Origin of the sequence: Umezawaea tangerina (genome assembly GCF_003002815.1) — a bacterium.
Lineage (GTDB): Bacteria > Actinomycetota > Actinomycetes > Mycobacteriales > Pseudonocardiaceae > Umezawaea > Umezawaea tangerina.
Genome location: NZ_PVTF01000026.1, coordinates 1 through 23,527, shown reverse-complemented (window position 1 = coordinate 23,527; position 23,527 = coordinate 1). Strand labels below are relative to the sequence as shown.

Annotated in this window: 24 protein-coding genes and 1 rRNA gene; 7 read left to right on the top strand and 18 right to left on the bottom strand. The window is 70.6% G+C overall.

Annotation, left to right across the window (positions count from 1 at the left end):
• The first annotated feature begins 133 nt into the window (after positions 1–133).
• Both CLV43_RS46190 and CLV43_RS46185 read left to right on the top strand, forming a co-directional pair.
• Positions 134–1,195 carry a thiamine biosynthesis protein ThiF gene (locus CLV43_RS46190; RefSeq protein WP_106196930.1) on the top strand — a complete coding sequence of 354 codons (1,062 nt, stop codon included), beginning with the start codon at positions 134–136 and terminating at the stop codon, positions 1,193–1,195.
• Between the two features lie 60 nt (positions 1,196–1,255).
• On the top strand, positions 1,256–2,566 hold the full coding sequence (locus tag CLV43_RS46185; protein ID WP_106196929.1) for an ABC1 kinase family protein: 1,311 nt from the start codon (positions 1,256–1,258) through the stop codon (positions 2,564–2,566).
• Between the two features lie 450 nt (positions 2,567–3,016).
• Here the strand turns inward: CLV43_RS46185 and CLV43_RS49010 are convergent, their stop codons facing one another.
• Positions 3,017–3,424, bottom strand: a complete 408-nt coding sequence (locus tag CLV43_RS49010; protein ID WP_211304890.1) for a hypothetical protein — start codon at positions 3,422–3,424, stop codon at positions 3,017–3,019.
• A 279-nt stretch (positions 3,425–3,703) separates the two neighbouring features.
• Between CLV43_RS49010 and CLV43_RS46175 the strand changes: the two genes are divergently transcribed.
• A complete protein-coding gene (locus tag CLV43_RS46175) occupies positions 3,704–4,255 on the top strand; it encodes a hypothetical protein (RefSeq protein WP_106196928.1) in 552 nt (183 codons plus the stop codon).
• A 133-nt stretch (positions 4,256–4,388) separates the two neighbouring features.
• On the opposite strand, the gene CLV43_RS48335 is transcribed toward CLV43_RS46175, so the two are convergent.
• The 6 genes from CLV43_RS48335 to CLV43_RS46155 form a co-directional block, all read right to left on the bottom strand.
• Complete coding sequence (locus tag CLV43_RS48335; RefSeq protein WP_170156311.1) at positions 4,389–4,562, bottom strand: hypothetical protein; 174 nt, start codon at positions 4,560–4,562, stop codon at positions 4,389–4,391.
• Positions 4,559–5,401 carry a class I SAM-dependent methyltransferase gene (locus CLV43_RS46170; protein WP_245887527.1) on the bottom strand — a complete coding sequence of 281 codons (843 nt, stop codon included), beginning with the start codon at positions 5,399–5,401 and terminating at the stop codon, positions 4,559–4,561. The genes CLV43_RS48335 and CLV43_RS46170 overlap by 4 nt, the downstream gene beginning before the upstream one ends.
• 119 nt (positions 5,402–5,520) lie before the next feature.
• Positions 5,521–5,748, bottom strand: a complete 228-nt coding sequence (locus tag CLV43_RS47505) for a hypothetical protein (protein WP_146175164.1) — start codon at positions 5,746–5,748, stop codon at positions 5,521–5,523.
• A complete protein-coding gene (locus tag CLV43_RS46165) occupies positions 5,745–6,155 on the bottom strand; it encodes a WhiB family transcriptional regulator (RefSeq protein ID WP_106196926.1) in 411 nt (136 codons plus the stop codon). The genes CLV43_RS47505 and CLV43_RS46165 overlap by 4 nt, the downstream gene beginning before the upstream one ends.
• A gap of 117 nt (positions 6,156–6,272) precedes the next feature.
• The gene (locus CLV43_RS46160; RefSeq protein WP_146175163.1) at positions 6,273–6,518 is read right to left on the bottom strand and encodes a hypothetical protein; all 246 of its coding nucleotides are present in this window, start codon (positions 6,516–6,518) and stop codon (positions 6,273–6,275) included.
• A 151-nt stretch (positions 6,519–6,669) separates the two neighbouring features.
• A complete protein-coding gene (locus CLV43_RS46155; protein ID WP_106196924.1) occupies positions 6,670–8,721 on the bottom strand; it encodes an ATP-dependent DNA helicase UvrD2 in 2,052 nt (683 codons plus the stop codon).
• Positions 8,722–8,802: 81 nt separating this feature from the next.
• On the opposite strand from CLV43_RS46155, the gene CLV43_RS46150 reads away from it, so the two are divergent.
• A complete protein-coding gene (locus tag CLV43_RS46150; RefSeq protein WP_106196923.1) occupies positions 8,803–9,549 on the top strand; it encodes a DUF4191 domain-containing protein in 747 nt (248 codons plus the stop codon).
• A 381-nt stretch (positions 9,550–9,930) separates the two neighbouring features.
• Here CLV43_RS46150 and CLV43_RS46145 read toward each other — a convergent pair whose 3' ends face one another.
• On the bottom strand, positions 9,931–10,404 hold the full coding sequence (locus CLV43_RS46145; protein WP_106196922.1) for an RDD family protein: 474 nt from the start codon (positions 10,402–10,404) through the stop codon (positions 9,931–9,933).
• A 231-nt stretch (positions 10,405–10,635) separates the two neighbouring features.
• Here CLV43_RS46145 and glnA point away from each other — a divergent pair, with 231 nt between their 5' ends.
• On the top strand, positions 10,636–12,060 hold the full coding sequence (glnA, locus tag CLV43_RS46140; RefSeq protein ID WP_106196921.1) for a type I glutamate--ammonia ligase: 1,425 nt from the start codon (positions 10,636–10,638) through the stop codon (positions 12,058–12,060).
• Between the two features lie 56 nt (positions 12,061–12,116).
• On the opposite strand, the gene CLV43_RS46135 is transcribed toward glnA, so the two are convergent.
• Positions 12,117–13,427 carry a serine hydrolase domain-containing protein gene (locus CLV43_RS46135; protein WP_106196920.1) on the bottom strand — a complete coding sequence of 437 codons (1,311 nt, stop codon included), beginning with the start codon at positions 13,425–13,427 and terminating at the stop codon, positions 12,117–12,119.
• Between the two features lie 206 nt (positions 13,428–13,633).
• Complete coding sequence (locus CLV43_RS46130) at positions 13,634–14,272, bottom strand: hypothetical protein (protein ID WP_106196919.1); 639 nt, start codon at positions 14,270–14,272, stop codon at positions 13,634–13,636.
• Positions 14,273–14,520: 248 nt separating this feature from the next.
• Here CLV43_RS46130 and CLV43_RS46125 point away from each other — a divergent pair, with 248 nt between their 5' ends.
• Positions 14,521–14,775 (top strand): hypothetical protein, encoded by a 255-nt coding sequence (locus CLV43_RS46125; RefSeq protein WP_106196918.1) that lies wholly within the window; start codon positions 14,521–14,523, stop codon positions 14,773–14,775.
• A 57-nt stretch (positions 14,776–14,832) separates the two neighbouring features.
• Here CLV43_RS46125 and CLV43_RS46120 read toward each other — a convergent pair whose 3' ends face one another.
• From CLV43_RS46120 to CLV43_RS46095, 6 genes are all read right to left on the bottom strand, one after another.
• On the bottom strand, positions 14,833–15,762 hold the full coding sequence (locus tag CLV43_RS46120) for an NADP-dependent oxidoreductase (protein ID WP_106196917.1): 930 nt from the start codon (positions 15,760–15,762) through the stop codon (positions 14,833–14,835).
• 41 nt (positions 15,763–15,803) lie between these two features.
• Positions 15,804–18,755 carry a bifunctional [glutamine synthetase] adenylyltransferase/[glutamine synthetase]-adenylyl-L-tyrosine phosphorylase gene (locus tag CLV43_RS46115; RefSeq protein WP_106196916.1) on the bottom strand — a complete coding sequence of 984 codons (2,952 nt, stop codon included), beginning with the start codon at positions 18,753–18,755 and terminating at the stop codon, positions 15,804–15,806.
• A gap of 39 nt (positions 18,756–18,794) precedes the next feature.
• On the bottom strand, positions 18,795–19,019 hold the full coding sequence (locus CLV43_RS46110) for a hypothetical protein (RefSeq protein ID WP_106196915.1): 225 nt from the start codon (positions 19,017–19,019) through the stop codon (positions 18,795–18,797).
• Positions 19,016–20,155, bottom strand: a complete 1,140-nt coding sequence (locus CLV43_RS46105) for an inorganic phosphate transporter (RefSeq protein ID WP_106196914.1) — start codon at positions 20,153–20,155, stop codon at positions 19,016–19,018. Before CLV43_RS46105 ends, CLV43_RS46110 begins: the two co-directional genes overlap by 4 nt.
• A 94-nt stretch (positions 20,156–20,249) precedes the next feature.
• Positions 20,250–21,005: a type 1 glutamine amidotransferase gene (locus CLV43_RS46100; RefSeq protein ID WP_170156309.1), complete on the bottom strand. Its 756-nt coding sequence runs from the start codon at positions 21,003–21,005 to the stop codon at positions 20,250–20,252.
• Positions 21,006–21,029: 24 nt separating this feature from the next.
• Positions 21,030–21,452 (bottom strand): rhodanese-like domain-containing protein, encoded by a 423-nt coding sequence (locus CLV43_RS46095; protein ID WP_106196913.1) that lies wholly within the window; start codon positions 21,450–21,452, stop codon positions 21,030–21,032.
• A gap of 35 nt (positions 21,453–21,487) precedes the next feature.
• Here CLV43_RS46095 and CLV43_RS46090 point away from each other — a divergent pair, with 35 nt between their 5' ends.
• Complete coding sequence (locus CLV43_RS46090; RefSeq protein ID WP_170156308.1) at positions 21,488–21,985, top strand: Lrp/AsnC family transcriptional regulator; 498 nt, start codon at positions 21,488–21,490, stop codon at positions 21,983–21,985.
• Between the two features lie 473 nt (positions 21,986–22,458).
• On the opposite strand, the gene CLV43_RS50295 is transcribed toward CLV43_RS46090, so the two are convergent.
• Positions 22,459–23,316, bottom strand: a complete 858-nt coding sequence (locus CLV43_RS50295) for a GNAT family N-acetyltransferase (RefSeq protein WP_106196911.1) — start codon at positions 23,314–23,316, stop codon at positions 22,459–22,461.
• 114 nt (positions 23,317–23,430) lie between these two features.
• A 5S ribosomal RNA gene (rrf, locus tag CLV43_RS46080) occupies positions 23,431–23,527 on the bottom strand; the annotation flags it as partial.

Sequence of the window (23,527 nt, the reverse complement as noted above, 5' to 3'; positions counted from 1 at the left end):
GGGCGTCCTGCGGGGGCGCCCACCAGCACCTTCGCACCACCCCCGTCAACCCCCGATCCCGCGCCCTGTGGACAACTCCGGGGCCTGTGGACGGGCGTTTTGAGCCCGCCGGATCCGGGAGCACGCTGACCCCGTGGACACCGACACCCAGGACCAGGTCGACCTCTCCCGCAGGCCCCGCGTGCTGCCCGGACTGCCCGTGCTGCTGCGCCGCGCGGGCGAGGTGCAGATAGGCACCGACCCCCGCCACGCCGTCGTCGTGGACGACCTCCCTCCCCCTTTCGTGGATGAACTGCTGGCTCTGGACGGCAGGCACACGGTCGCTGAACTGGGTGAACGTCTGGCCGCGAAGGACGCGGACCCGGCCGAGTTCCTGCACCTGCTCGACCAGCTCGCCGAGGTCGGTCTGGTCGACGACGCGGTCCCGGTACCGGGGCGGCTGACGGCCGACACGACGAGTCGGGCGCTGCGCACCGGGCGGTCGGGCACCGGGATCGTCGCGGCCCGCGACAAGCTCGCGGTCGTCGTGCACGGGAACGGCCGCATCGCCGTGGCGACCGCCTCGCTGCTCGCCGCGGCGGGCGTCGGGCGGGTGCACCTCGTCGCCGCCGGCCGGGTCGGCCCCGAGGACACCGGCTCCGGCTACCTCGACGTCGACGTGGGCCGCCCCCGGCGCGAGGCCGCGGTCGACGCCATCGGCCGGGCGTCCGGCGACGTGCGCACGGGGTGGTTGACCAGCACCGGGGCGCCGGACCTCGTCGTGCTGGCCGACTCGCTGGTGCCGCCGCCCGCGCTGCTCAACACGCTGATGCTGGAGGGCACGCAGCACCTGGTGGTCCGCGCGCGGGAGGGCATCGGCGTGGTCGGCCCGCTCGTGGTGCCGGGGCGGACGAGCTGCGTGCGCTGCGCGCACCTGCACCGGTCGGACCAGGACGGGGCCTGGGCGGCGTGCGCGACGCAGCTCGCGGACCGGACGCAGCCCACCGACCTGGCCACGGCGGCGGCGTGCGCGGCGCTCGCCGTGGGGCAGGTGCTGTCCGCGCTCGACCCCGCCGAGGTGGGGCTGAGCCCGCCGACGACGTGGAACGCGACCCTGGAGGTGCAGCCCCAACTGGGGGTCCTGGAGCGCCGGCCGAGCGACCCCCACGTGTCCTGCGGCTGCGGCAGCGCGGGCCACCCCGCCGCCGCTGTGTAGGTTTTGTGGTGGACAGGCGTTCCACTGCAGCTGCGAGAACGGGCGGGGGAGAATCACCGGGTGAGCGAGATCCCGCGCAAGGCCGTCCAGCGCACCGCCAAGCTGGCCACCCTCCCGATAGGGGTGGCCGGGCGTGTCGTCGGTGGCTGGGGCAAGCGACTGACCGGTATGAGTTCCGAGCAGGTCAACGCCGACGTGACCGCGAAGACCGCGGAACAGGTGTTCGCCGTGCTCGGGCAGCTCAAGGGCGGGGCCATGAAGTTCGGCCAGGCCCTGAGCGTGTTCGAGGCCGCGGTGCCGGAGGAGATGGCGGCGCCGTACCGCGAGGCGCTCACCAAGCTCCAGACCGCGGCGCCACCGATGCCGACGCGCACGGTGCACCGGGTGCTCGCCGAGCAGCTCGGGTCGGCCTGGGCGAAGCGGTTCCAGGAGTTCGCCGACGAGCCCGCGGCGTCGGCCAGCATCGGCCAGGTGCACAAGGCGGTGTGGCACGACGGCCGCGAGGTCGCCGTAAAGGTGCAGTACCCCGGTGCCGACGAGGCGTTGAACGCCGACCTGAAGCAGCTGCTGAGGTTCAGCAGGCTGGTGCAGGCGATCATCCCCGGCGCCGAGGTGAAACCGCTGCTCGAGGAGCTGCGCGACCGGATGGTCGAGGAGCTCGACTACCGGACGGAGGCGGACAACCAGCGCACGTTCGCCAAGGCGTTCGACGACGACGAGCACGTGCTAGTGCCGAAGGTCGTGGCCAGCGCGCCCAAGGTCATGGTCACCGAGTGGATCGACGGCACGCCGCTGGCGGCCATCATCCGCGAGGGCACCCGTGAGCAGCGCGACCTGGCGGGCCTGCGGCTGGCCGAGTTCCACTTCTCGGCCCCCAGCCGGTCCGGGCTGCTGCACGCCGACCCGCATCCGGGCAACTTCCTGCTCGGCGCCGACGGCAGGCTGCGCGCGATCGACTTCGGCGCCTGCGCCCGGCTGCCCGACGGCCTGCCCAGGACGCTCGGCGTCATGACCAGGCTCGCGTTGGACAAGCGGTCCGACGACCTGCTGGAGCTGCTGCGCAACGAGCACTTCATCCGCCCCGGCACGGAACTGGAGGGCGAGGACGTCCTCAACTACCTCGGCCCGTTCGTCGAGCCGCTGCGCAACGAGACGTTCAAGTTCACCCGCAAGTGGCTCCAGGGCCAGGCCGAACGCGTCGGCGACATGCGCAAACCCGACTCCCGCACCGGCCGCTCCCTCAACCTCCCACCCCAGTACCTGCTCATCCACCGGGTCACGCTCGGCGCCACCGGCATCCTCTGCCAGCTCGACGCCGAAGTCCCCACCCGCTCCATCGTCGCCCGCTGGCAACCGGGCTTCGACGACTAGTCCGGTGACCACTCGGGTTCACCTGGTTGTCCAGGCTGCTCGCCAGCCCCAGCGTCGTTGACGTTCGCTGCGAACGCGGGCTCGTTCGCGACGTTGGGCGGCCAGGACGTCGGGATGGCGGGCATTGGCGTTGCGCCACCGCGGACACGCCTGGGTCCGGCGGGCGAGCACGGTGTGGTTGGGGCGGTGGGAGTTGCTCATCGTGAAGGTCCGCAACAGCCCGAACCGCGCCCCGATCGGATTGGCCCAGGACGCGTTGGTCGGGGTCGGACAGAGTTCGACGTTGTTCCGCTTCGCCCAGGCTCTGGCCTTCGGGGCTTGTTCGCCAACAGGTTGTCCAGGATCACGTGGATCAGGGCGCCATCGGGTCTTACCGCTCTGATCGACTTGAGGGCGGCGAGGCTGTGGTCACCGCCTGTGCGGCGGCGCATCACACCCCAGAGGTGGTCGTCACCCAGCGGGTAGCAGCCGTGGAAGTAGCGGATGCAGTGCGTGCGGGTGTGGGTCGCGGGGCAACCGGTCGAGCCTGGACCGTGGTGCCCAGCCGGACCCGTGGTGCGGACGGATCGACAGCGGCCCGAACTGGTCGAAGGCGAAGCACCGCCGCGGGAACCGGGTCGTGACTTGCTCGATCCGGTCCAGCTTGGTGTCGAAGTCAGGATCGGTGGAGTCCTTCCAGGTGTCCTCGTGCGCGGCGAGCAACCGGGCGATCGAGGTGACCGGGGTCCCTGACGCCGAGGCCATGATGGTCGTCGCTCGGCGTACCCGGATCGACTCGTGCTTGCCGCGGCGGGTGATCCGTAGGAGCTTGCGGCCCTCGTCCTCGGTTAACCGTCGTGCTCTGACCGGGTCGGCCATTGGTGAGATCAACACGGACCGGGGGCCAGGATCTTGCCCGGCGTGTCATCAACCCGGTGAATGTTCGTGGCCAACGCGTTAGTGGGCGGACCAGTTGTCCACAGCCCCGGTACCCAGGGTCAAGGGCTGGTTCGGTGACCCGGAAACCGGACCACCACCAGGGATTCCGCTCGTGGAAGCCGCAACTCGGCGGACCGGGGTTGTCCACATCTCCACAAGTTATCCACAGGCTGTCGACTCCTGATCGCGAAGCGCTGCGCACCGCCGCACCATGGGTCCATGCGAGATGGTGTGACCAGCACGGCGGACCTGGTCCGATCAGGGGTTTCGAGGTACACGATCGACACCAGGTGCCGTCCCGGCGGCCCCTGGCTCCGCCTCCTGCCCGGCGTGATCCTGCTGACTCCGGGCAGCCCCACCCGCCTTCAACAGGTGCGCGCCGCCGCGTTGTACACAGGCCCGGAGTCGGTCATCACCGGTGTCGACGCCCTGCACGCCCACGGCCTGCCCGCGCTGCCGCTGCCGCCTCGGGTCCACGTGCTCCAGCGTCCGAACCAGCGGCTCAACGGACACGACTTCCTGCTGCTCGAACGCACGACCAGACGCCCACCCACCACCACCAGGTCCGACCTCCACCTGGCCACCCCCGCCAGAGCGACCCTCGACGCCGCCCGCCGCGAACAACACCCGCTCCGCCTGCACCAACTCCTCGCCGCCGTCCTCCGCGCCGGACTCGCCACCGCCACCGAACTCCTGGACGAACTCGACGCAGGCAGCAAACGCGGCGCCGCCGCCCCCCGCGCCGCCCTCCGCCAGCTCACCGGCGGCTAGTGGGCCGGTGGATCGGAGTCGACAACGGAGTGGCCTGCCGGACATCAAGCACCAGGTCGTGTGGGGGCAAGGCCGATACGCCAGCCGCACCAGCTGGCCCCTCGGACCACGGATCACCGCCTCGGCGCGCCGGTCACCAGTAGTCGATGGGGAGCTTGGACTCCATGTCGCGGACGTGGGCGCGGGCGCAGGTGGGGCAGAGCCAGGTGCGGGTGCCGTTGTCGGTCTGGCTGACCCAGGCGAGGCGTTGAGCGGGGTCGGTGATCGAGGCGCGGGGAGTGCCGCAGCGGGAGCAGGTGTCGGTCATGGTCTGCGGCCCACGTGCACGGTGTTGGTCTGGAGGTAGAAGACGTCGTCGCGGTCGCCGACGTAGGCGGGGTCCGCCGGGTCGAGGAGGCGGCGGACGGTGGCGCGGTCGGCGGGGTGGGTGAGGGCGCCGGTGACGTCGGCGCGCCAGCGGAGCCAGTCCTCGATGGAGTCGCGGACCACGGGTTTCGTGGGGGCCGGGTGGTCGACGAGGTAGCTGAAGGCGGTGACCTCGCGCAGGCCCGCCTCGGCCAGGACGGTGTTCCAGCCGACCGGGAGGCGGACGACGTCGGGGATCTGCTCGCGCATGCGGGTGAACCACTCGCCGCGGGCGGCGGCGAGGCGGTCCTGGAGTCCGGGTTCGCCGATGCCGAGGTCCCACGGGAGGCAGCGGGTCTCCAGGCCGCCCTCGGCGAGGGCGAACCAGCCGCCGGGGGCGAGGGCGTTGACCAGGTTGACCGCGCCCGCGCGCTGGTCGGGGAGGTGGTGCAGGACGTTCGACGCCCACACGAGGTGGGCGGACTCGGCGAACTCGGTCGGTTCCTCGGTGGCGATGTCGGCCAGCACCGGGCGCACCCGGACCGTCGTGGTCGTGGTGTCCGACTCGTAGGTGGCCGCCGACCGGGCGGCGGTGGTGGCCGCGTCGAGCAGTTCGGGCACGGCGTCGACCAAGACGACGGTGCCGCCGCCCCGCGCGCACAACGCCTCGGTGAGCGCGACGCTCATACCGCCCGCGCCGGACCCGACGTCGATGACGGTCGGGTTGTCGGGCAGGGACCGGACGAGTCTGCGCGCCACGACGCGCAGGGCGTCGGCGTGCAGCTCGTCGGCGCGCCGCATCGCGATCAACCTGGATGGCCAGTCGATTCCGTCGTGCGTGTGTCGTCCCACCTCCGCACCGTACCCATGACGACGGCCGCTCTCCCGTCGAAACGGGAGAGCGGCCGTCGTCATACCTGTCAGAGGTCGCGGGCGGAGCGCGCCGCTCGCTTCTGGGCCCAACCGGACAGTCGTCGCCATCGCTGCGCGGCGACCAGCCGGTGGGCCAACCGTTGGCGTTCAGCGAGATTTTCCCAATCCCGCATTCGGGCACGTGCTAGGTCTTCATGGAGCAACATTCGGCCGATCCCCTGGTTCTTGTGGTCGAGGTGGTGCAGTTCGTCGCTGGTGATGCGGTCCGTGGTCACGCGGCGGCCTCCTGGCTGGTAGCCCCCCGGACAACGGTCGCGGCGGGCGCCGCGGGAACTGCGGGTGCAACAGGTGCGGCGTCCTTGCGCGGACGGCCACGCGGACGCTTGCGCGCGATGACGGCACCGCGCTCGAAGATCTCGCCGCCCCAGACACCCCACGGCTCGTGGCGGGCCAGCGCCCCGGCGAGGCACTCGGCGATCACGGGGCAGCCGACGCAGAACGTCTTGGCCTTCTCGAGCTCGGCGGGCGCGTCGGCGAACCACAGGTCGGGGTTGTTGGTGCGGCAGGGCAGGTCGAGACCGGCGTCGGGCGCGGTGTCGATCAAGCAGGCGACTCCGGCTCCTCCGTGGTCGGCGGGCTCCGGGAACGTTCCGGCGGTTATCGGAACGGTTGCGGTCAACATCAGGTGAACTCCTGTCGGGTACTGCGATGGGGTTTTTCGTTCTGGGACAGCAAAAAGGCCGCGGTCCCGATTCGGGTCCGCGGCCTAGGTGAGCCAGGTAGTCCTGACAGTCCTGTGTCAGGTCCTACTTCGCTCGTGCGCGGACGGCGCATCGATCGAGTTGTCAGAGGTGGTGACGCCAGCGGTGACGACGCCCGTGATGGCGGTCGGCACCTGGATCAGCAGCAGGCCTCGCTCGGCGTTCCACGGCTGGGCGTGGCGAACGCGGGCAGACTTCTGCCCCGCAGCGAGTTCCATCGGCGACACGCAAACGACCCCGGTCGGGAGGTAACCGGGCGTCGCGAAGGCGTTGAGAGTCTTCACGGGGGTCACCTCCATCAGTGGGTTCGTAGTCGCCATGTCGGTCTTCTTGTCTTCCCCAGTCGGGCACTCCGTGCCCGGCATCAGCAGGTTACGAGGCCTCGCGGGAGGCGTGCAACTGGTTTTACGAAATCTCTGCCGATCGGATGGATTTTCACCGTTCGCCCTGGACAAGGCCCAGAACGTCGGCCCCGAACTTGTCCAGCTTCGAGGCTCCGATGCCGGAGATCGACACCAGTCCGGCGTTGTCCTCCGGGCGCACCTCCGCGATCGCCAGGAGGGTCGCGTCGGTGAACACGACGTAGGACGGCACCTTCAGCTCACGCGCGCGCCCGGCCCGCCAGGTCCGAAGGCGCTCCAGCAGTTCCTCGTCCACGTCGGACGGGCAGTTCTTGCACCGGCCGAGCTTCACGGCCACCGCCTCGACGAGCGTGGCCGAGCAGATCCGGCACGTCGGCTTGGACCGCTTCTGCAGCGAGTCGCGCTTGGTGCCCAGGGTCGCCGGGTGACCGTCGGGCACGAGCCCGTACATGAACCGGCTGCGCCGCCGGTACTTGCGACCGCCCGCCGCGCGGGCCAGCGCCCACGACAGCCAGAGGTGCTCGCGCGCACGGGTCACGCCGACGTAGAGGAGCCTGCGCTCCTCCTCGATCGCCGCGTCGTCGCCGTCGGCGTGCATGATCGGCAGCGTGCCCTCGACGAGCCCGACGAGGAACACCGCGTCCCACTCCAGGCCCTTGGCGGCGTGCAGGGACGCCAGCGTGACGCCCTCGACGGTCGGCGGGTGCTGGGCCTCGGCCCGCATGTCCAGCTCGACGGCGAACCTGGCCAGGTCCGCGTCCGCGAGGACGGTCACCAGCTCCTCGGCCAGCTCGACGAGCGCGAGCAGCGACTCCCACTTCTCACGGGCGGAGCCACCGGCGGGCGGCTCGTCGGTGAGGCCGAGCCGGGCGAGCACCTGCCGCACCTGGCTGGGCAGGTCGCCCTCGGGCGGGGCGTGGCTCGCGCCGCGCAGGGCCACCATCGCCTGCCGCACCTCGCCGCGCGCGAAGAACCGCTCGCCACCGCGCACCTGGTAGGGGATGTCCAGCTCGGTCAGCGCCTGCTCGAACACCTCCGACTGCGCGTTGACCCGGTACAGGATCGCGATCTCGCTCGCGGCCACGCCGTCGGCGAGCAGCTTGCGGACGCGCTGGGCGACCGCCGACGCCTCCTCCGGCTCGTCGCCGAACTCGGTGAACGTCGGCCGCGGCCCGTCCGGGCGCTGGCCGATCAGCTGCAACCGCGACCCCGCGGGCCTACCGCGCGCCCACTTGATCACCTCGTTGGCGAGCCCGACGACCTGCGGCGTCGACCGGTAATCGCGCTCCAGCCGGACCACGTGCGCCTCGGGGAACCGGCGGGCGAAGTCGAGCAGCGGCCGCGGCGAGGCGCCCGCGAACGAGTAGATGGTCTGGTTGGCGTCGCCGACGACGGTCAGGTCGTCGCGCTGCCCGACCCACGCGTCGAGCACGCGCTGCTGCAACGGGGTGACGTCCTGGTACTCGTCGACCACGAAGCACCGGTACCGGTCGCGGAACTCGTCGGCGACCTCGCTGTGCTCCTCCAGCGCGGCGGCCGTGTGCAGCAGCAGGTCGTCGAAGTCGAGCATCTGCGCGCGGTTCTTGAGCTGCTCGTAGGCCTGGTAGACGAGGACGAGCTGGTCGGCGGGCACCGGCGTGTCCCGGTGCGTGCTCGCCGCGGCCGCCGGGTAGCCGTCCGGCGTGATCAGCGAGGCCTTCGACCACTCGATCTCGCTCGCCATGTCCCGCAACGACTCCGCCGACGTCGGCGCCCCGACCTTGCTCGCGGCCTGCGCGACGATCCGCAGCTTCCCCTCGACGAGCTGCCACTGGTCGCCACCGACGACCTTCGGCCAGAAGTAGCGCAGCTGCCGCAACGCGGCGGCGTGGAACGTGCGGGCCTGCGCGGCCGTCACGCCCAACGCCCGCAACCGCGTGCGCATCTCCCCCGCCGCCCGCGCGGTGAACGTGACCGCGAGCACCTGACCAGGGGCGACGTGCCCGCGCTGGACCAGGTAGGCGATGCGGTGGGTGATGGTGCGGGTCTTGCCCGTCCCCGCGCCGGCGAGCACGCACACCGGCCCCCGAGGCGCCTCGACCGCGGCGCGCTGTTCCGGGTCGAGTCCCTCCAGCAGCGGGTCCATGCGGAGCATCCTCGCAGACGGTCCGGCAACGATTGTGGGAGGCGGTGAACAGGAAGTCGCCGCGCCCGTATCCTGGTGTGCATGGCTGGTAAGCAGGACAAGGCTGCCAAAGTGGACAAGACGGCTGCCAAAGAGGCGAAGAAGGAGCGGCGCGCCGCATCCCGAGCCAAGCGCGGGCAGATCTTCGAGGCGTTCAAGATGCAACGCCGCGAGGACAAGGCGCTGGTGCCGCTGATGCTCGGCGCCGTCCTCGGCGCCACCGCGCTCGCGTTCGGCATCGGCTACCTCTTCGACATGCAGTGGGTGTTCCTGCCGATGGGCATCGCGCTCGGCGCGCTGCTCGCGGTGGTCATCTTCGGCCGCCGGGTCCAGGCGAACGTCTTCAAGAAGGCGGACGGCCAGCCGGGTGCCGCGGCGTGGGCGCTGGAGAACCTGCGCGGGAAGTGGCGGGTGACCCCCGCCGTCGCGGGCACCACGCAGCTCGACGCACTCCACCGCGTGATCGGCAGGCCCGGCGTCGTACTGGTCGCCGAAGGCGCGCCGCACCGGGTGAAGGCGCTGATCGCGCAGGAGAAGAAGCGCGTGTCGCGAGTGGTCGGGGACACCCCGATCTACGACCTGACCGTGGGCGGCGAAGAAGGCCAGATCCCGCTGCGGAAGCTGCAGAGCTACCTGATGAAGCTGCCGCGCAACATCTCGGCGGCGCAGATGGACACGATCGAGAACCGGTTGAACGCGTTGGCGAGCCGGGGGGCGGCGTTGCCCAAGGGGCCGATGCCCGCTGGGGCGAAGATGCGGAGTGTTCAGAGGACTATGCGGCGGCGTTGAGGTTGGTGTGACGGAGGGGCCCTGGGTGACCGGGGCCTCTTTTTTGTTGGTCTTGCGTTGTTCTCAACCCCACGGAGCCCGGCGCACGTTGTGTCCACCCCGCGAAGCCCGGCCCCCGTGCGCGCAATTGTCTCAATGCCTCACCCTCGTTTGTCAAGACGATAAAGCTGTCTTGACAAACGAGGGTGAGGCAGGAGGGCGCTGTGTATCGGGGGCGGGAGGGGATCTGGCTTCGCCAGACATCAGGCTGCGCCTGACTCAGGCATCGGCTGGCGCCGACAAGGCCCCAGGCGCTCCGCGCCGGATGTGCGCTGGCGGGCTGCGCCCAACATGGAGGGGTGGGTGGGTGGGTGGCGCGCTTCGCGTCGGGTTTGGTTTTTGTTAGCGGACGCGGATGACGACGGTGTTGGTGGCTTTGTCGTGTAGGCAGCGGCCGTCGGCGTCCCAGATCACAGCGGGGATGACCAGGAAGATGAGGGCGGTGCGGAGGGTGGCTCTTGGTAGGCCGACCATGGGGGAGCCGTCGAGGCGGGCGACGCGGAGGCCGAAGAGGGCGTGGCCGGGGGTGAAGCCGAAGAAGGCGACGGCGATGATGGTGATGGCGAACCAGGCCAGGAGGCTCCAGTTGCGGGGGAGGTCCGGGTAGGTGAACAGGCCCGCCACGCCTGCTGCCAGCAGGAAGTCGGTCAAGATGGCGAAGGCGCGGCGGCCGCTGGAGGCGATCGAGCCGGGGCCGGTCTGGGGGAGGCCGAGGCGTTCGCCTTTGAAGCGCTGGGCGGTGCCGTCGCCTGAATCAGCGCCCGGTTCCAGGACGCTGCGCGGGCCCGTAAGCCACGAACCGGTCCATCTGCTCACTCCTACAGAGTAATGCCGTCGTCACCCGTTGCGTACCGGCAGGTCGGCTTGCCCTCGATGCGGGCCCCGTTAACACTGGCGAAACATCGGAGTGACGGCCGGGCAACACCCGCGACATAGCGTCACCCCTGATGGCCAGCCGCGATCCCGTGGTGGCGTACGACCGCGCCCAAATCTTGTCGACCGGGCTAGCGGCCAGCGCAGCACTCAAGACGTGAGGAGTCGACGAGGGTGTTCAAGAATTCCGACGAGGTACTGAAGTACATCTCCGACGAGGGCGTGAAGTTCGTCGACGTGCGCTTCAGCGACCTTCCCGGCGTGATGCAGCACTTCACGCTTCCGGTGTCGGCCTTCGACGCGGACGCGATCAGCGAGGGTCTGGCCTTCGACGGCTCTTCCGTCCGCGGCTTCCAGTCGATCCACGAGTCGGACATGCTGCTGCTGCCCGACCTCGCCACGTCGCGCCTCGACCCGTACCGGATCGAGAAGACGTTGATCATCAACTTCTTCGTGCACGACCCGTTCACCCGCGAGGCGTACAGCCGCGACCCGCGCAACATCGCGCGCAAGGCCGAGCAGTACCTGGCGGAGTCCGGCATCGCCGACACCGCGTACTTCGGCTCCGAGGCGGAGTTCTACATCTTCGACTCGATCCGGTTCGAGAACAAGGAGAACAAGTCGTTCCACGAGATCGACTCGATCTCCGGCTGGTGGAACACGGGCCGCGAGGAAGAGGGCGGCAACAAGGGCTACAAGGTCAAGTACAAGGGCGGGTACTTCCCCGTCAGCCCGACCGACCACTACGCCGACCTGCGCGACAAGATGGTCCTCGACCTCGAGTCCTCGGGCTTCTCCGTCGAGCGCGCGCACCACGAGGTGGGCACCGCCGGTCAGGCCGAGATCAACTACAGGTTCAACACGCTGCTGCACGCGGCGGACGACCTGCAGTTCTTCAAGTACATCATCAAGAACCGCGCCCACGCCGAGGGCAAGACGGTCACGTTCATGCCCAAGCCGCTGTTCGGTGACAACGGTTCCGGCATGCACACGCACCAGTCGCTGTGGAAGGACGGCAACCCGCTGTTCCACGACGAGTCCGGCTACGCCGGCCTGTCGGACACGGCGCGCCACTACATCGGCGGCATCCTGCACCACGCGCCGTCGCTGCTGGCGTTCACCAACCCCACGGTGAACTCCTACCACCGCCTGGTCCCCGGCTACGAGGCCCCGGTCAGCCTGGTCTACTCCCAGCGCAACCGCTCGGCGTGCGTCCGCATCCCGATCACGGGCAACAACCCGAAGGCCAAGCGCATCGAGTTCCGCTGCCCCGACTCCTCGGGCAACCCGTACCTGGCGTTCGCCGCCATGATGATGGCGGGCCTCGACGGCGTGAAGAACAAGATCGAGCCCCCGGCCCCGATCGACAAGGACCTCTACGAACTCCCGCCCGAGGAGGCCAAGGACGTCAAGCAGGTCCCGGCCACCCTCGACGCCGTGCTCAACAGCCTCGAGGCCGACCACGAGTTCCTCCTCGAAGGCGGCGTGTTCACGCCCGACCTCATCGAGACCTGGATCGCCCTCAAGCGCGAGAACGAGATCGACCCGCTCCGCCTCCGCCCGCACCCGTACGAGTTCGCCCTGTACTACGACGTGTGACGCGCGACTGAACGACACCGAGGGCCCCGTGCGAACCGCACGGGGCCCTCGGCCTGTCAGGGGACGCGGTAGGCGGCGGCGCCGTTGTGCAGGTAGCGGGCGCGGCCGTGGGAGTCGGTGCCGACGAGGGACATGACTTGGTGGAGGCCTGCTGTCGGGGTGGTGGTGATGAGGGTGTCGTCGTGGAGGTGGACGACCTCGACGCGGTCCTCCGCCTTGCGGAGGAAGGACTTCGCGAGGTCGTTGCGGGGGTGGCGGACCAGGAAGGCGCGGTCGGCGTCGGTGGTGAGGGTGAGGTCGTACAGGGTGGTGCGGTAGGTGCCGCACAGGCGGGCCACGTCGATCGGGGCGGGGTTCGCGGGTGGTGTGGGCGGTGGGGTCGTGGTGACACCGGCTAGGTCGGCGAGGACGGTGCTGAGGACGGTGTGGGCGAGGGGGTCGCCGCCCGCGCTGTTGGTGAGCACGGCGACGGCCACGCCCGCGGCCGGGACCGCGCGGAGGAAGGCCTTCTGGCCCTTGGAGACGCCGGTGTGGCCGACGACGCCGTCGCGGTGGAGCATCCAGCCGAGTCCCCACCCGGTGATGCCGCCACCGAAGTCGGGGACGGAGTCGAGCTGGGGTTCGCGCAGGGCGGCGAGTCCAGGGTCGGTGAGGTGCAGGCGGACGAACGCCAGCAGGTCGCGGGCGCTCATCGCGAGGTGCGAGCCGCTGGGGGCGGTGGCGTAGGAGACTGCCCACTTCGTCGTGGGCACGAGCTCGCCGCCGGACCGCACGTGGCCGACCGCGGCGCGGTGCAGGATCGCCTCGTAGGTGTTGGTGGCGACGGTGTCCAGGCCGAGCGGGGTCACCAGGTATTGGCGCAGGACGTCGTGGAAGGGCTTGGCGCGCAACACTTCCACCAGTCTGCCCAGCAGTGCGAACCCGCTGTTGGAGTACGAGTGGACGGTGCCCGGCGGGAACGGGTGGACGGCGTCGGCGAGGGTGGCGACGAACTTCGCGATGGCGTCGTCGTCCCGGCCGGTGTCGGTGAAGTGGTTGCCGTCCACGCCGCCGGTGTGGGTCAGCAGGTGGCGGGCGGTCAGCGAGTCGGTGGCCGCGGGATCGCTCAGCCGGAAGCCGGGCAGGTGGTCGCGGACGGGGCGGTCGAGGTCCAGCACGCCCTCGGTCACGAGCTGGTGGACCAGGGTGGCGGTCCAGATCTTGGTGATCGAGCCGATCTTGAACACCGAGTCGGTCGTCGCCTCGACCCGCGTGCGCAGGCTCAGCACGCCCGCGGCTTCGTCGTGGATCTCGCCGCCGACCAGCACGGCCACCTGAGCGCCCGGCACGTCGTGCTCCTCGATCAGCTCACCCAGGTTCCACCCCACCCCGCCAACCTAGCGGCGGCCTGCACGAAGGGGCCGCACCGCGCGTGTACGAATACGGGCGCCAATTGTTCAGTCGTGACGGGGAATATCGACGTGAGGCCGATCACAACCATGGCGACTGCTACTTCGTCGAGAATTTTCCACCACTGCCGGAAAACGCCGGAACGCCCCGAACACGCGGTTCGGGGCGTTCCGGGAGCAGTGGTCTAGCGCGGGATCGCGATGCCGGGGACGGCCACCGCGCCACCCGTCGGGGCGAGCGAGCCGGTGATGCCGTTGAAGGCGATGTCGATGGTCTGGGCGACCTTGCTGACCGTCTGGTCCAGCTCGATCGTGCCCGTGATGCTGGCGCCCTTGGCGATCGAGGTCGGCCACTTGCTGGTGGCCAGGGACGCCCCGTACTCGCGCTTCTGGTCGTCCACGGCCTTGAACGGGCCGAGCGGGAGGTCCATCTTGGCGGTGCTGGCGTTGACCGCCGTGATGTACAGCTTGATGCGTCCGCCCTGGTTCTCGACCTTCGTGACCTCGATGGTCAGCAGACCGCGGGACTGCTTGAACGAGCCCTCGGCGACCTTGGTCTCGGCACTGGTCGTGGTCGGCGGCTCCGCCGTGTCCGACGACGGGGTGGACCCCACGGCCCCGTTGAGGCCGCCCTGGCCGACCGGCTGGGTGGTGGACGTGCTCGGCGTCGTGGAGTCCCGCAGGTTGACGCTGAGGGCGCCGACACCGACCGTTCCCGCGGTGACCGCCTGGATGACGCCGAGGAGCACGAGCACTCCGAGCATCACCAGGCTGATCTTGAGGATCGTGTTGGTCTTCCTGAGGTGGTTTATCTCGTCGTCCATGACGTCCTTGGTCCCGGCGCGCGCCGCACTAACGTGAATGTGTCTCCGATGAACCGTGGCCAGTGTTGACATGAACAACGGTACTAGTCAATGCAGTCCGGCATATTCGTTCACACCATTCAACGCTCTGTGATCGACGTCCGACGCACCGTCGTAGACCATTCGGTCCGGTGGGCTGGAGGAGAACACCGGGCGAACGGCACGGGGCTGGCCGAGCGACGGGCGCGGCAGGGCGTTAGGGTCGCGCCGTGTCTGATGACGTTGCTGAATTCCACGCCCCGCAGTTGCTCTCCACCCAGATCGTCGACTCCGCGGCCGAGGCCGTCGAGGCGGTGCTCGCCGCCGACACGCTGGATCTCGGCGTGCGCGTCTACAACCGCCTCGTGCCCGACGACGACTCCGACGACACGCTGGTGGAGGAGTGGGTCGTCGAGATCTACACCAACGCCCCGGCCGTCGACCCCGATGACGACGAGGACGACGACACCCCCGCCGAGGCCTGACCCAGGACCCGACCGCCGATGGGCCCGCGCACACCGCGCGGGCCCATCGGCGTCTCCTCACACCGTCAGGACGACCTTGCCGCGCACGTGACCGCCCTCAAGCAGCCGCTGCGCGTCTACGGCCTGCGCCAACGGGAACGTCTGCTGCACCTCGACCCGCAGGTCACCGGCACCGGCCCTCTCGGCCAGCCACTCCAGGTCCTCGGCCACCGGCCGGGCGAACGCCCACCGCCCGCCGAGCCCGACCGCGTTGGTGTCCACGATCGACACGATCCGCGCGGGGTCGCGCACCAGCGCGGGCGAGTCGCCCAGCGCGGCACCTCCCGCGCAGTCGAACGCGACGTCGACCTTGCCGTCGCCGCCCACGAGCTCGGCCACGTTGTCCACCAGCGCGTCCCCGTACGCGGCGGGTTCGGCGCCGAGCCCGCGCAGGAAGTCGTGGTTGCGCGGCGACGCCGTGCCCACCACCCGCGACGCGCCCAGCAGCCGCGCGATCTGCACGGCGAGGTGCCCCACACCGCCCGCGGCGGCGTGCACGAGGACCGTGTCGCCCTCGCCGACGCCGACGAGCCGCAACGCCTGCAACGCGGTCAGCCCGCACAGCGCGAGCCCACCCGCCTCCTCGAACCCCAACGACGCCGGCTTGTGCGCGAGGCCCCGTTCGGTGGCCGCGATCCGCTCCGCGTACGTGCCGAACTGCACGTGGTCCTGGCGCTGGTAGCCGAACACCTCGTCACCGGGCGCGAACCGGGTCACGGCGGGCCCGACCGAGACGACCACACCGGCCACGTCCCAGCCGGGGACCAGCGGGAAGTGGTGCGGCAGCTGGCCCTGGAGGTACCCGGCGCGCACGGCGCCGTCGACGGGGTTCACCCCCGCCGTCCTGATCTCGACGAGCACCTGGTCCGGTCCCACCAGCGGATCCGGCACGTCCCGCAACGCCAGCACGTCGACGTCGCCGAAGGCTTCCTGCGCGATCGCTTTCACAGCAACCCCCACTCCGGTTCGGGCATGATCCACTCCAGTCTCTACGAGTCGTAGAAGACCCGCTCGGCGACAGCGCGCGCCCGCCTGGTCGTGCGCCGGTACTCGTCGAGGAACTCACCCGGATCGGTGCCCGGCGGGTGCCCCATCACCGCGGCGACGGCCGTGAGGTCCCGCCCGATCGTGGGGAGCTGGTCACCGGGCTTGCCCTTCACCAGCATCACGGCGTTGCGCGCCCGCGTGGCCATCACCCACGCGGCCTTCAGCTCGGCAGCGTCCTCCGGGTCCACCAGCCCGGCCTCGGTGCCCGCCTCGATTCCCTCGATCGTGGACGGCGTGCGCAACGCCGGAACCGCGTGCGCGTGCTGGAGCTGCAACAGCTGCACGGTCCACTCGACGTCGGCGAGCCCGCCGCGGCCGAGCTTCGTGTGCGTGGTCGGGTCGGCGCCGCGCGGCAGCCGTTCGGCGTCGACCCGCGCCTTGATCCGCCGGATCTCGCGCACGGCCGTCGCGTCCAGACCGCCCTCGGGGTACCGGATCGGGTCGATCATCTCGACGAACCGCTCGCCGAGGCCCTCGTCACCGGCGATGGGACGCGCGCGCAGCAACGCCTGCGCCTCCCACACCTCCGCCCACTGCGCGTAGTAGGCGCGGTAGGACTCGAACGTCCGCACCAGCGGCCCCTGCCTGCCCTCGGGCCGCAGGTCCGCGTCGACCTGCAACGCCGGGTCCTGGCTCGGCGATGACAGCAGCCGCCGCACCGTCTCGGCCAGGGAACTGGCGTACCGCAACGCGTCCCCGTCGGTCGCGCCCTCGACGGGCTCGCACACGAACAGCACGTCGGCGTCCGAGCCGTACCCCAGCTCGCGGCCGCCGAGCCTGCCCATGCCGATCACCGCGACCCGCGCGGGCCGCACGTCCCCCGCCGCGCGCACGGCCGCGTCCAACGCGGACTGCAACACCGCCACCCACACCTCGGACAGCGACACGCATACCGTCCGCACCGACACGAGCCCCAGCAGGTCCGCGCTCGCCACGCGCAGCATCTCCTGGCGCCGCAACGACCTCGCCGCCGCGACCGCCCGTTCCAGCGCGTTGTGCCGGGACACCGCGCTGCGCAACGGGTTCCCGACGGTCATCGGGTCGCGGCCCACGAGCGCGTCGGTGTCCGCCAGCATCGGCAGCACCTCGGGCGCGCGCACCAGCAGGTCCGGCACCAGTCTCGACGTGCCCAGCAGCGCCGCCAACCGCTGCACCACCGCGCCCTCGTCGCGCAGGAGCCTGAGGTACCAAGGGGTCTCGGCCAGCGCCTCGGACACCTTGCGGTAGGCCAGCAGCCCGCCGTCCGGGTCGGGCGTGGTGGCGAACAGGTCCAGCAGCAGCGGCAGCAGCGCGCCCTGGATGCGCGAGCGGCGCGACATCCCCGCGGTGAGCGCCTGGATGTGCCGCAGCGCCCCGTCCGGCGCCGCGTACCCGAGCGCGGCCAGCCGGGCGACGGCCTCCTTCGTGGTCAGCCGCAACGCCTCCGTCGGCACGTTCGCGACGGCCTGGAGCAGCGGGCGGTAGAACAGCTTCTCGTGCAGCCGCCGGACCTGGTTGCCGTGCTTGCGGAACTCCGCCAGCAGCACCTGGCTCTCCGACAGCCGCCCCTCCGCGGACAGCCCCGCGGCGCGCGCCAGCCACCGCAGCCCCGCGGTGTCGTCGTCGGCCGGGAACAGGTGCGTCCGCAGCATCTTCTGCAACTGCAACCGGTGCTCCAGCGTGCGCAGGAACCGGTAGGAGCGCCCGAACTCCACGGCGTCCTCACGACCGACGTACCCGCCCTTGCCCAACGCGGCCAACGCCTGCGTGGTCGCCGTGATGCGCAACGCCTCGTCGCTGCGGCCGTGCACGAGCTGCAGCAGCTGCACGGCGAACTCCACGTCGCGCAGCCCGCCGCGGCCCAGCTTCAGCTCGCGCCGCACCAGCTCGCTGGGCACGTGCTCCTCGACGCGGCGGCGCATGGCCTGCACGTCGGGCACGAAGTTGTCGCGGTCGGCGGCCGTCCACACCAGCGGCCGCACCACCTCCAGGTACTGCCTGCCCAGCTCCTCGTCACCCGCGACCGGGCGGGCCTTGAGCAGCGCCTGGAACTCCCAGGTCCGCGCCCACCTCTTGTAGTAGGACGCGTGCCCGTCCAGGGTCCGCACCAGCGCGCCCGCCTTGCCCTCCGGGCGCAGCGCGGCGTCGACCTCGAAGCACGCCTGGCCCGCGATCTGCATCATCGTGCTGGCCACGCGGGTCGCGACACCGATGTCACCGTCCCCGACGAACACCACGTCGACGTCGCTGACGTAGTTCAGCTCGCGCGCACCGCACTTGCCCATCGCGATCACCGACAGGGTGCACTCGTCGGAGCGGTGGGTCTGCGCGGACGCGACGGACAACGCGGCCCGCAGCGCGGCGACCGCGAGGTCGGAGATCTGGCTGGCGACGTCGTCGTAGCTCACGAACGGCAGGTCCGGGTCGACCACGTGCGCTAGGTCGTCGGCCGCCACCAGGCACACCAGCGCCCGGTACTCCAGCCGCAGCACCCGGATCGCCTCCTGGTCGCGCAGCCCGGCGACCGCGTCGGCCAGCACCGGCGTGAACCGCTCGACGTCGACGGTCTCGGTGCCCGCGAGCAGTCGCCAGCGCTTCGCGTTCGCCACCAGGAAGTCCGACAGCGCCGTGGACGAGCCGAGCACGGCCAGCAGCCGACCCCGCAGCACCGGGTCGGCGCGCACCGCGTCGGACAGCTCGGACCACTGGTCGCCGAGCGCTTCGCGGACGCGGTCCACACCGCGCAGCGCCAGGTCCGGGTCGGGGCTGCGGGACAGGGCGAAGAGCACTGGCTCGGCACCCTCGGCCGGGCGCCCGCCCGACCACCAGCCCGTGGCGTGGAGCTGCTCTTCGCTGCGCGGCCCGGTCAGCCCGAACCTGGCGGGTGAAGCGGACGTGCGGGACGGATCACTCATCGGTGTCCACGGTAGTCCGGCGCACCGCGGGGCGAACGGTCAGGCGGCCACGATCAAGTAAAGCCCGAACAGCACAACGCACGCGCACGCCGCGAAGCTCACGACGGCCGTGACCGCGCCGTTCACCCCGTTCCGACCGTCCTCACGGGCCGCTTCGCGCGCGGACACCCCGCGCAGGCCGACCGAGAACAGCAGGACCAGTCCCAGCACGACCGCGATGCTGACCCCGAAGACCGCGCCGAGCGCCGCCCAGTCGACCTTCATGCCGCCACGTCCAGCTTGTGCGTCTCGGCCTGTGCCGCGATCTCGTCCACCACGTGCTCGGGGCGGACCGGCTCACGGCGCGACAGCAGCCACACGAGCACCGCGACCGCGATGCCGAGCACGGCGACCAGCACCACGCCGTACGTGCCCTGACCGGCCAGGAGCCCGGCCAGCGCGCCGACGATCCCGGCGGCGGGCAGCGTGAACAGCCACGCCATCGCCATCCGGCCCGCCACGTTCCACCGCACACCGTCGCGCTGGCGGCCGAGACCGGAGCCCATGATGCCGCCGGAGGCGACGTGCGTGGTCGACAGCGCGAACCCGAGGTGCGACGACGCCATGATCACGGTCGCCGCGCTGGTCTGCGCCGCGAAGCCCTGCGGCGCCTCGATCGTGGTCAGCCCCTTGCCCAGGGTGTGCGTGATCCGCCACCCGCCCAGGTAGGTGCCCAGCGCGATCGCCACACCGGCGCTCAGGATCACCCACACCGGCGGACCCGAGCCCGCGGGCAGCGTGCCCGCGGTGATCAGCGTCAGGGTGATGATGCCCATCGTCTTCTGGGCGTCGTTCGTCCCGTGCGCGAGCGACATCAGCGCCGCCGACGCGACCTGGCCGACCTTGAAGCCCTTGTCGGCCACCGACGCGCGGGTCCGCCTGGTGAGGCGGTAGGTCAGGAACGTCGCCAGCAGCGCGATCACCCCGGCCACCAGCGGCGCCGCGATCGCGGGCACCAGCACCTTGTCCACGACCTTCGTGAAGTGCACCGCGTCCGCGCCCGAGGACACCCAGGTGGCGCCGATCAGGCCGCCGAACAGGGCGTGCGACGAACTGGACGGCAGGCCGACGTACCAGGTCACCAGGTTCCACACGATGGCGCCGATGAGGCCGCCGAACACGATCGCGGGGGTGATCTTGGCGTCGTCGACGATGCCGCCGGAAATGGTCTTGGCCACCTCGACCGAGAGGAACGCCCCCACCAGGTTCAGCACCGCCGACAGGGCGACGGCCGTTCTGGGGCGGAGCGCACCGGTCGCGATGGACGTGGCCATCGCGTTCGCGGTGTCGTGGAAGCCGTTCGTGAAGTCGAAAGCCAACGCCGTGATGACCACGATGACGACTAGGAGTGAGGCATCCACACTGATTCCTCCGGCTGAACCGACACAGTCGTAGGGGAACGCTACCTGGAGCACTGGTGAACGCAGGCCCAACGAACGTAGGGAGAAAGGTTTGTCACACCAGCGGGAGCTCGAGCCCGACGTGCCCGGCGGGCTCCAGCTCACCCCTGGTCAGCCGGACGAAGCGCTCGGCGAACGGCTGCCACACCTCGGCGAGGTCCGCGTGCGCCTCGGCGAGCCGCTCGGCGTCGAACGTGCCGGGCCGGGCCGTCGCCGCCGAGTCGGGTGAGCCCAGCGCCCAGTCCAGCACGACGTCCGGGGTCGTCTCGATGTGGAACTGGAGCCCGTAGGCGCTCTCCCCCACCCGGAACGCCTGGTTGTCGTACTTCGGCGACGCCGCGAGGTGCTCCGCGCTCGGCGGCAGCACGTGCACCTCGTCGTCGTGGAACTGGATCACGTCCGGCGTCCACGGCAGCTCGGCGAACAGCGGGTCGCGGCTCGACACGTCGCGCTTGGCGACCAGCATCACCCCGACCTCCGGCCCCTTCGGACCGCGGCGCACCTGGCCCCCGGTGGCCACGGCCAGCAGCTGGGCGCCGAGGCAGATCGCCAACGCCGGGACCCGCTTGGCCACCGACTGCGACAGCAGCTTGCGCACGGCGGCGAGCCAGGGGTGCTCGGCGTCGTCCAGCGCGTTCATGCGGCCGCCGAGGCAGATCAGCCCCTGGTAGCCGTCGAGGGTCTCCGGGACGGGCTGCTCGAACGCGCGGACGACGTCCAGTTCGGCGCCCGCGCCGGTCAGCCAGCCGTCCAGCGTGCCGAGCGGGTCGCCGGAGTCGAGTTCGAGCACGAGCAAACGAGGTGCGGTCACACGATTGAGCGTAGGTCGCCCGGTTCAGCAGGCGCAGGTCACCCCTTCCACCCCGTCTCCCTCCACCGGATAGCCGGCAGCCCGCCAGGCCGTGATCCCACCCGCGAGCCGCTTCACCTTGAAGCCCAGCCGCGCCAGCCGCAGCGCGCCCTTCGTCGCGGCGTTGCACTGGAAGCTCTCGCAGTAGCAGACGTAGACGGTGTCGCGGTCGAGGTCCTCAGTGGACTCCGCGCTCATCTCCGCGTACGGGAGGTTGACCGCACCGGGGATGCGCGCGTGCGCGAACGCTTGCGCACCACGCGTCTCGACGAGCAGGAACCCCTTGGTGTCACCGGATTCCAGGTCGCGGACCACGTCGTCGGGATCGGCCTCGAACGCCAGCTCTGCGGCGAAGAACGCGGCGGCGGCCTCGGGGTCCGCGGGCGGGAAGCGCAACGTGTTGGTCATGCCCCAATCCTGGTCTGACGGTGCCGCCCTGGCCCATGCGGAAGTCCAGCCGTCACGGCGATCCTGCTTACGATTTCCCGGTGGAACCGGACGAGGTGGACTGGAAGCTCATCGGGCTGCTCCAGGAGGACGGGCGGATGACGTTCGTCGAACTGGGCAGACGGGTGTCGTTGTCCGCGCCCGCGGTGACCGAACGGGTGCGGCGGCTGGAGCAGGCCGGGGTGATCACGGGGTACCGCGCGGTGGTGGACCAGCGGCGGTTGGGGCTGCCGATCGAGGCTGTGGTGCGGGTGAAGGTGCGGTCGCTGGACACGCCTCGGTTCCGGGAGCGGGTGGTGGTGTTGCCGCAGGTGGTGGATGCGGATCACGTGAGTGGGGAGGACTGCTGGTTGTTGAGGGTGGTGTGTCGGTCGACGGGGGATTTGGAGGGGTTCGTGGAGGAGGCGCAGAGGTATGGGGATACGACTACGTCGTTGGTGTTCTCGTCGCCGGTGAGGAATCGGGCGGTGGGGAGGGGGATGGTGGAGGGGTAGGTGCGCGTGGGCCTGGGGTGGGAGCCGGCGTGTGTCGCGCTGTGTGGGTCGCGGTGTGGGTCGCCCGGTATGGGTGGCTCGGTGTGTGTCGCCCGGTGTCGCTACCACGGACTACGGGGGTATCGCTGCAGCGGACCCAGGTGCGGTCGGCTTGACTTGGGGCCCCTTTTTTGGGCTTCGTCGGGCGAAAAAGGGCAGGTGGTAGAGCCTGCCCGCCGACCAATTTTAAGCCCAAAAACCCCAAGTCAAGCCGACCGCACTAGCGGACGAGCACCGCTCGCTTCCAGCGTCGCGGGCCGCTTGTTGACCGCTTCCAGCCAGCCGGATTGGTCGCAGCTCGCTTCCAGCGTCGTCGGGCCCTCTCCACAGCGCTTGCCTCCAGCTCGATTCCCTACTTCTAGCCTTGTCCCCATGGCCACTGACCGCTCTCCCTCAGGCTGGTCGGCCTTGTCCCCTTCCTCTTCCCAGGATGGTCAGGGTGGTTGGGTGAAGGTCAGTTCGGTGGCGTCGAGGACTGGGGTGAAGCCGAGGCGGTGGTAGAGGGCGTTGGAGGTTGGGTTGGCCAGGTCGGTGTAGAGGAGGACGGTGGTGGCGCCGGAGTTGAGGGCCCAGGTGGAGGCGGCGGCGGTGATGGCGGCGGCGTAGCCGTGGTTGCGGTACTGGGGTGGGGTGTAGACGGGGCTGATTCGGCTCATGTTCTGGATTGGGGGGCTGGCGGCGGCCCAGGAGACGGGGATGCAGCCGACGGACCAGATGAGGTGGCCGTAGCCCTGGGAGATCTGGCGGCGGATCACGGTCCTGGCGTCGACGGGTGGGGTGTGGGTCGTGGCTTCGACTGCGAAGGCGTGGTGCCAGGAACTGAGGAGGTCGACGTCGAGGTCGGAAGTGGTGGCGAGGGTCGCGTGGCCGGGGACGTCGGGGGTGTGGAGGGTGGTGAGGCGGTGGAGGCGCATGGACATGGATTCGGTCGCGGTGCGGCCGGTTTTCGCAGTCCAGGAGGTGGCGAAGGCTTCGGCGGTGGTGCGGTCGCCGCTGACGCCGTCCAGATCGGGGACGATCTCGTGGAGGATGGCGACGAAGTCGTCGATGAGCGGGAGCGGGATGGCGCCGGCGATGAGCGGGTGCGGTGGGGTTTGGATGGCGGCGCCGAGGAGCTCGCCGTGCTCGTGGGCGGTGACGAGGATCGCCGGTTCGGCGTCCGGGTTCGGGTGCGTCAGCCTGCGGGTGATCACGCTGAGGGCGACGGTGTGCCGGACGGGATCGGCCGTGTAGAGCTGCTGGGTCGCGGCCCAGAAGCTGGTGAGGTCGTCGTGCACCACGAGGTCGGGCATGGTTCGGACGGTAGCCCGATGGCGGAGGGCGCGGAAGCGGGTTTCGGGGTCTGAGAACGCCAAAAAGCCCTCAGGGGGAGTTCCTGTGAAGGAACTCCCCCTGAGGGAAAGATTGCCCCGCGGTGACCTACTCTCCCACACCGTCACCAGTGCAGTACCATCGGCGCAGGAGGGCTTAACTACCGGGTTCGGAATGGGACCGGGTGTTTCC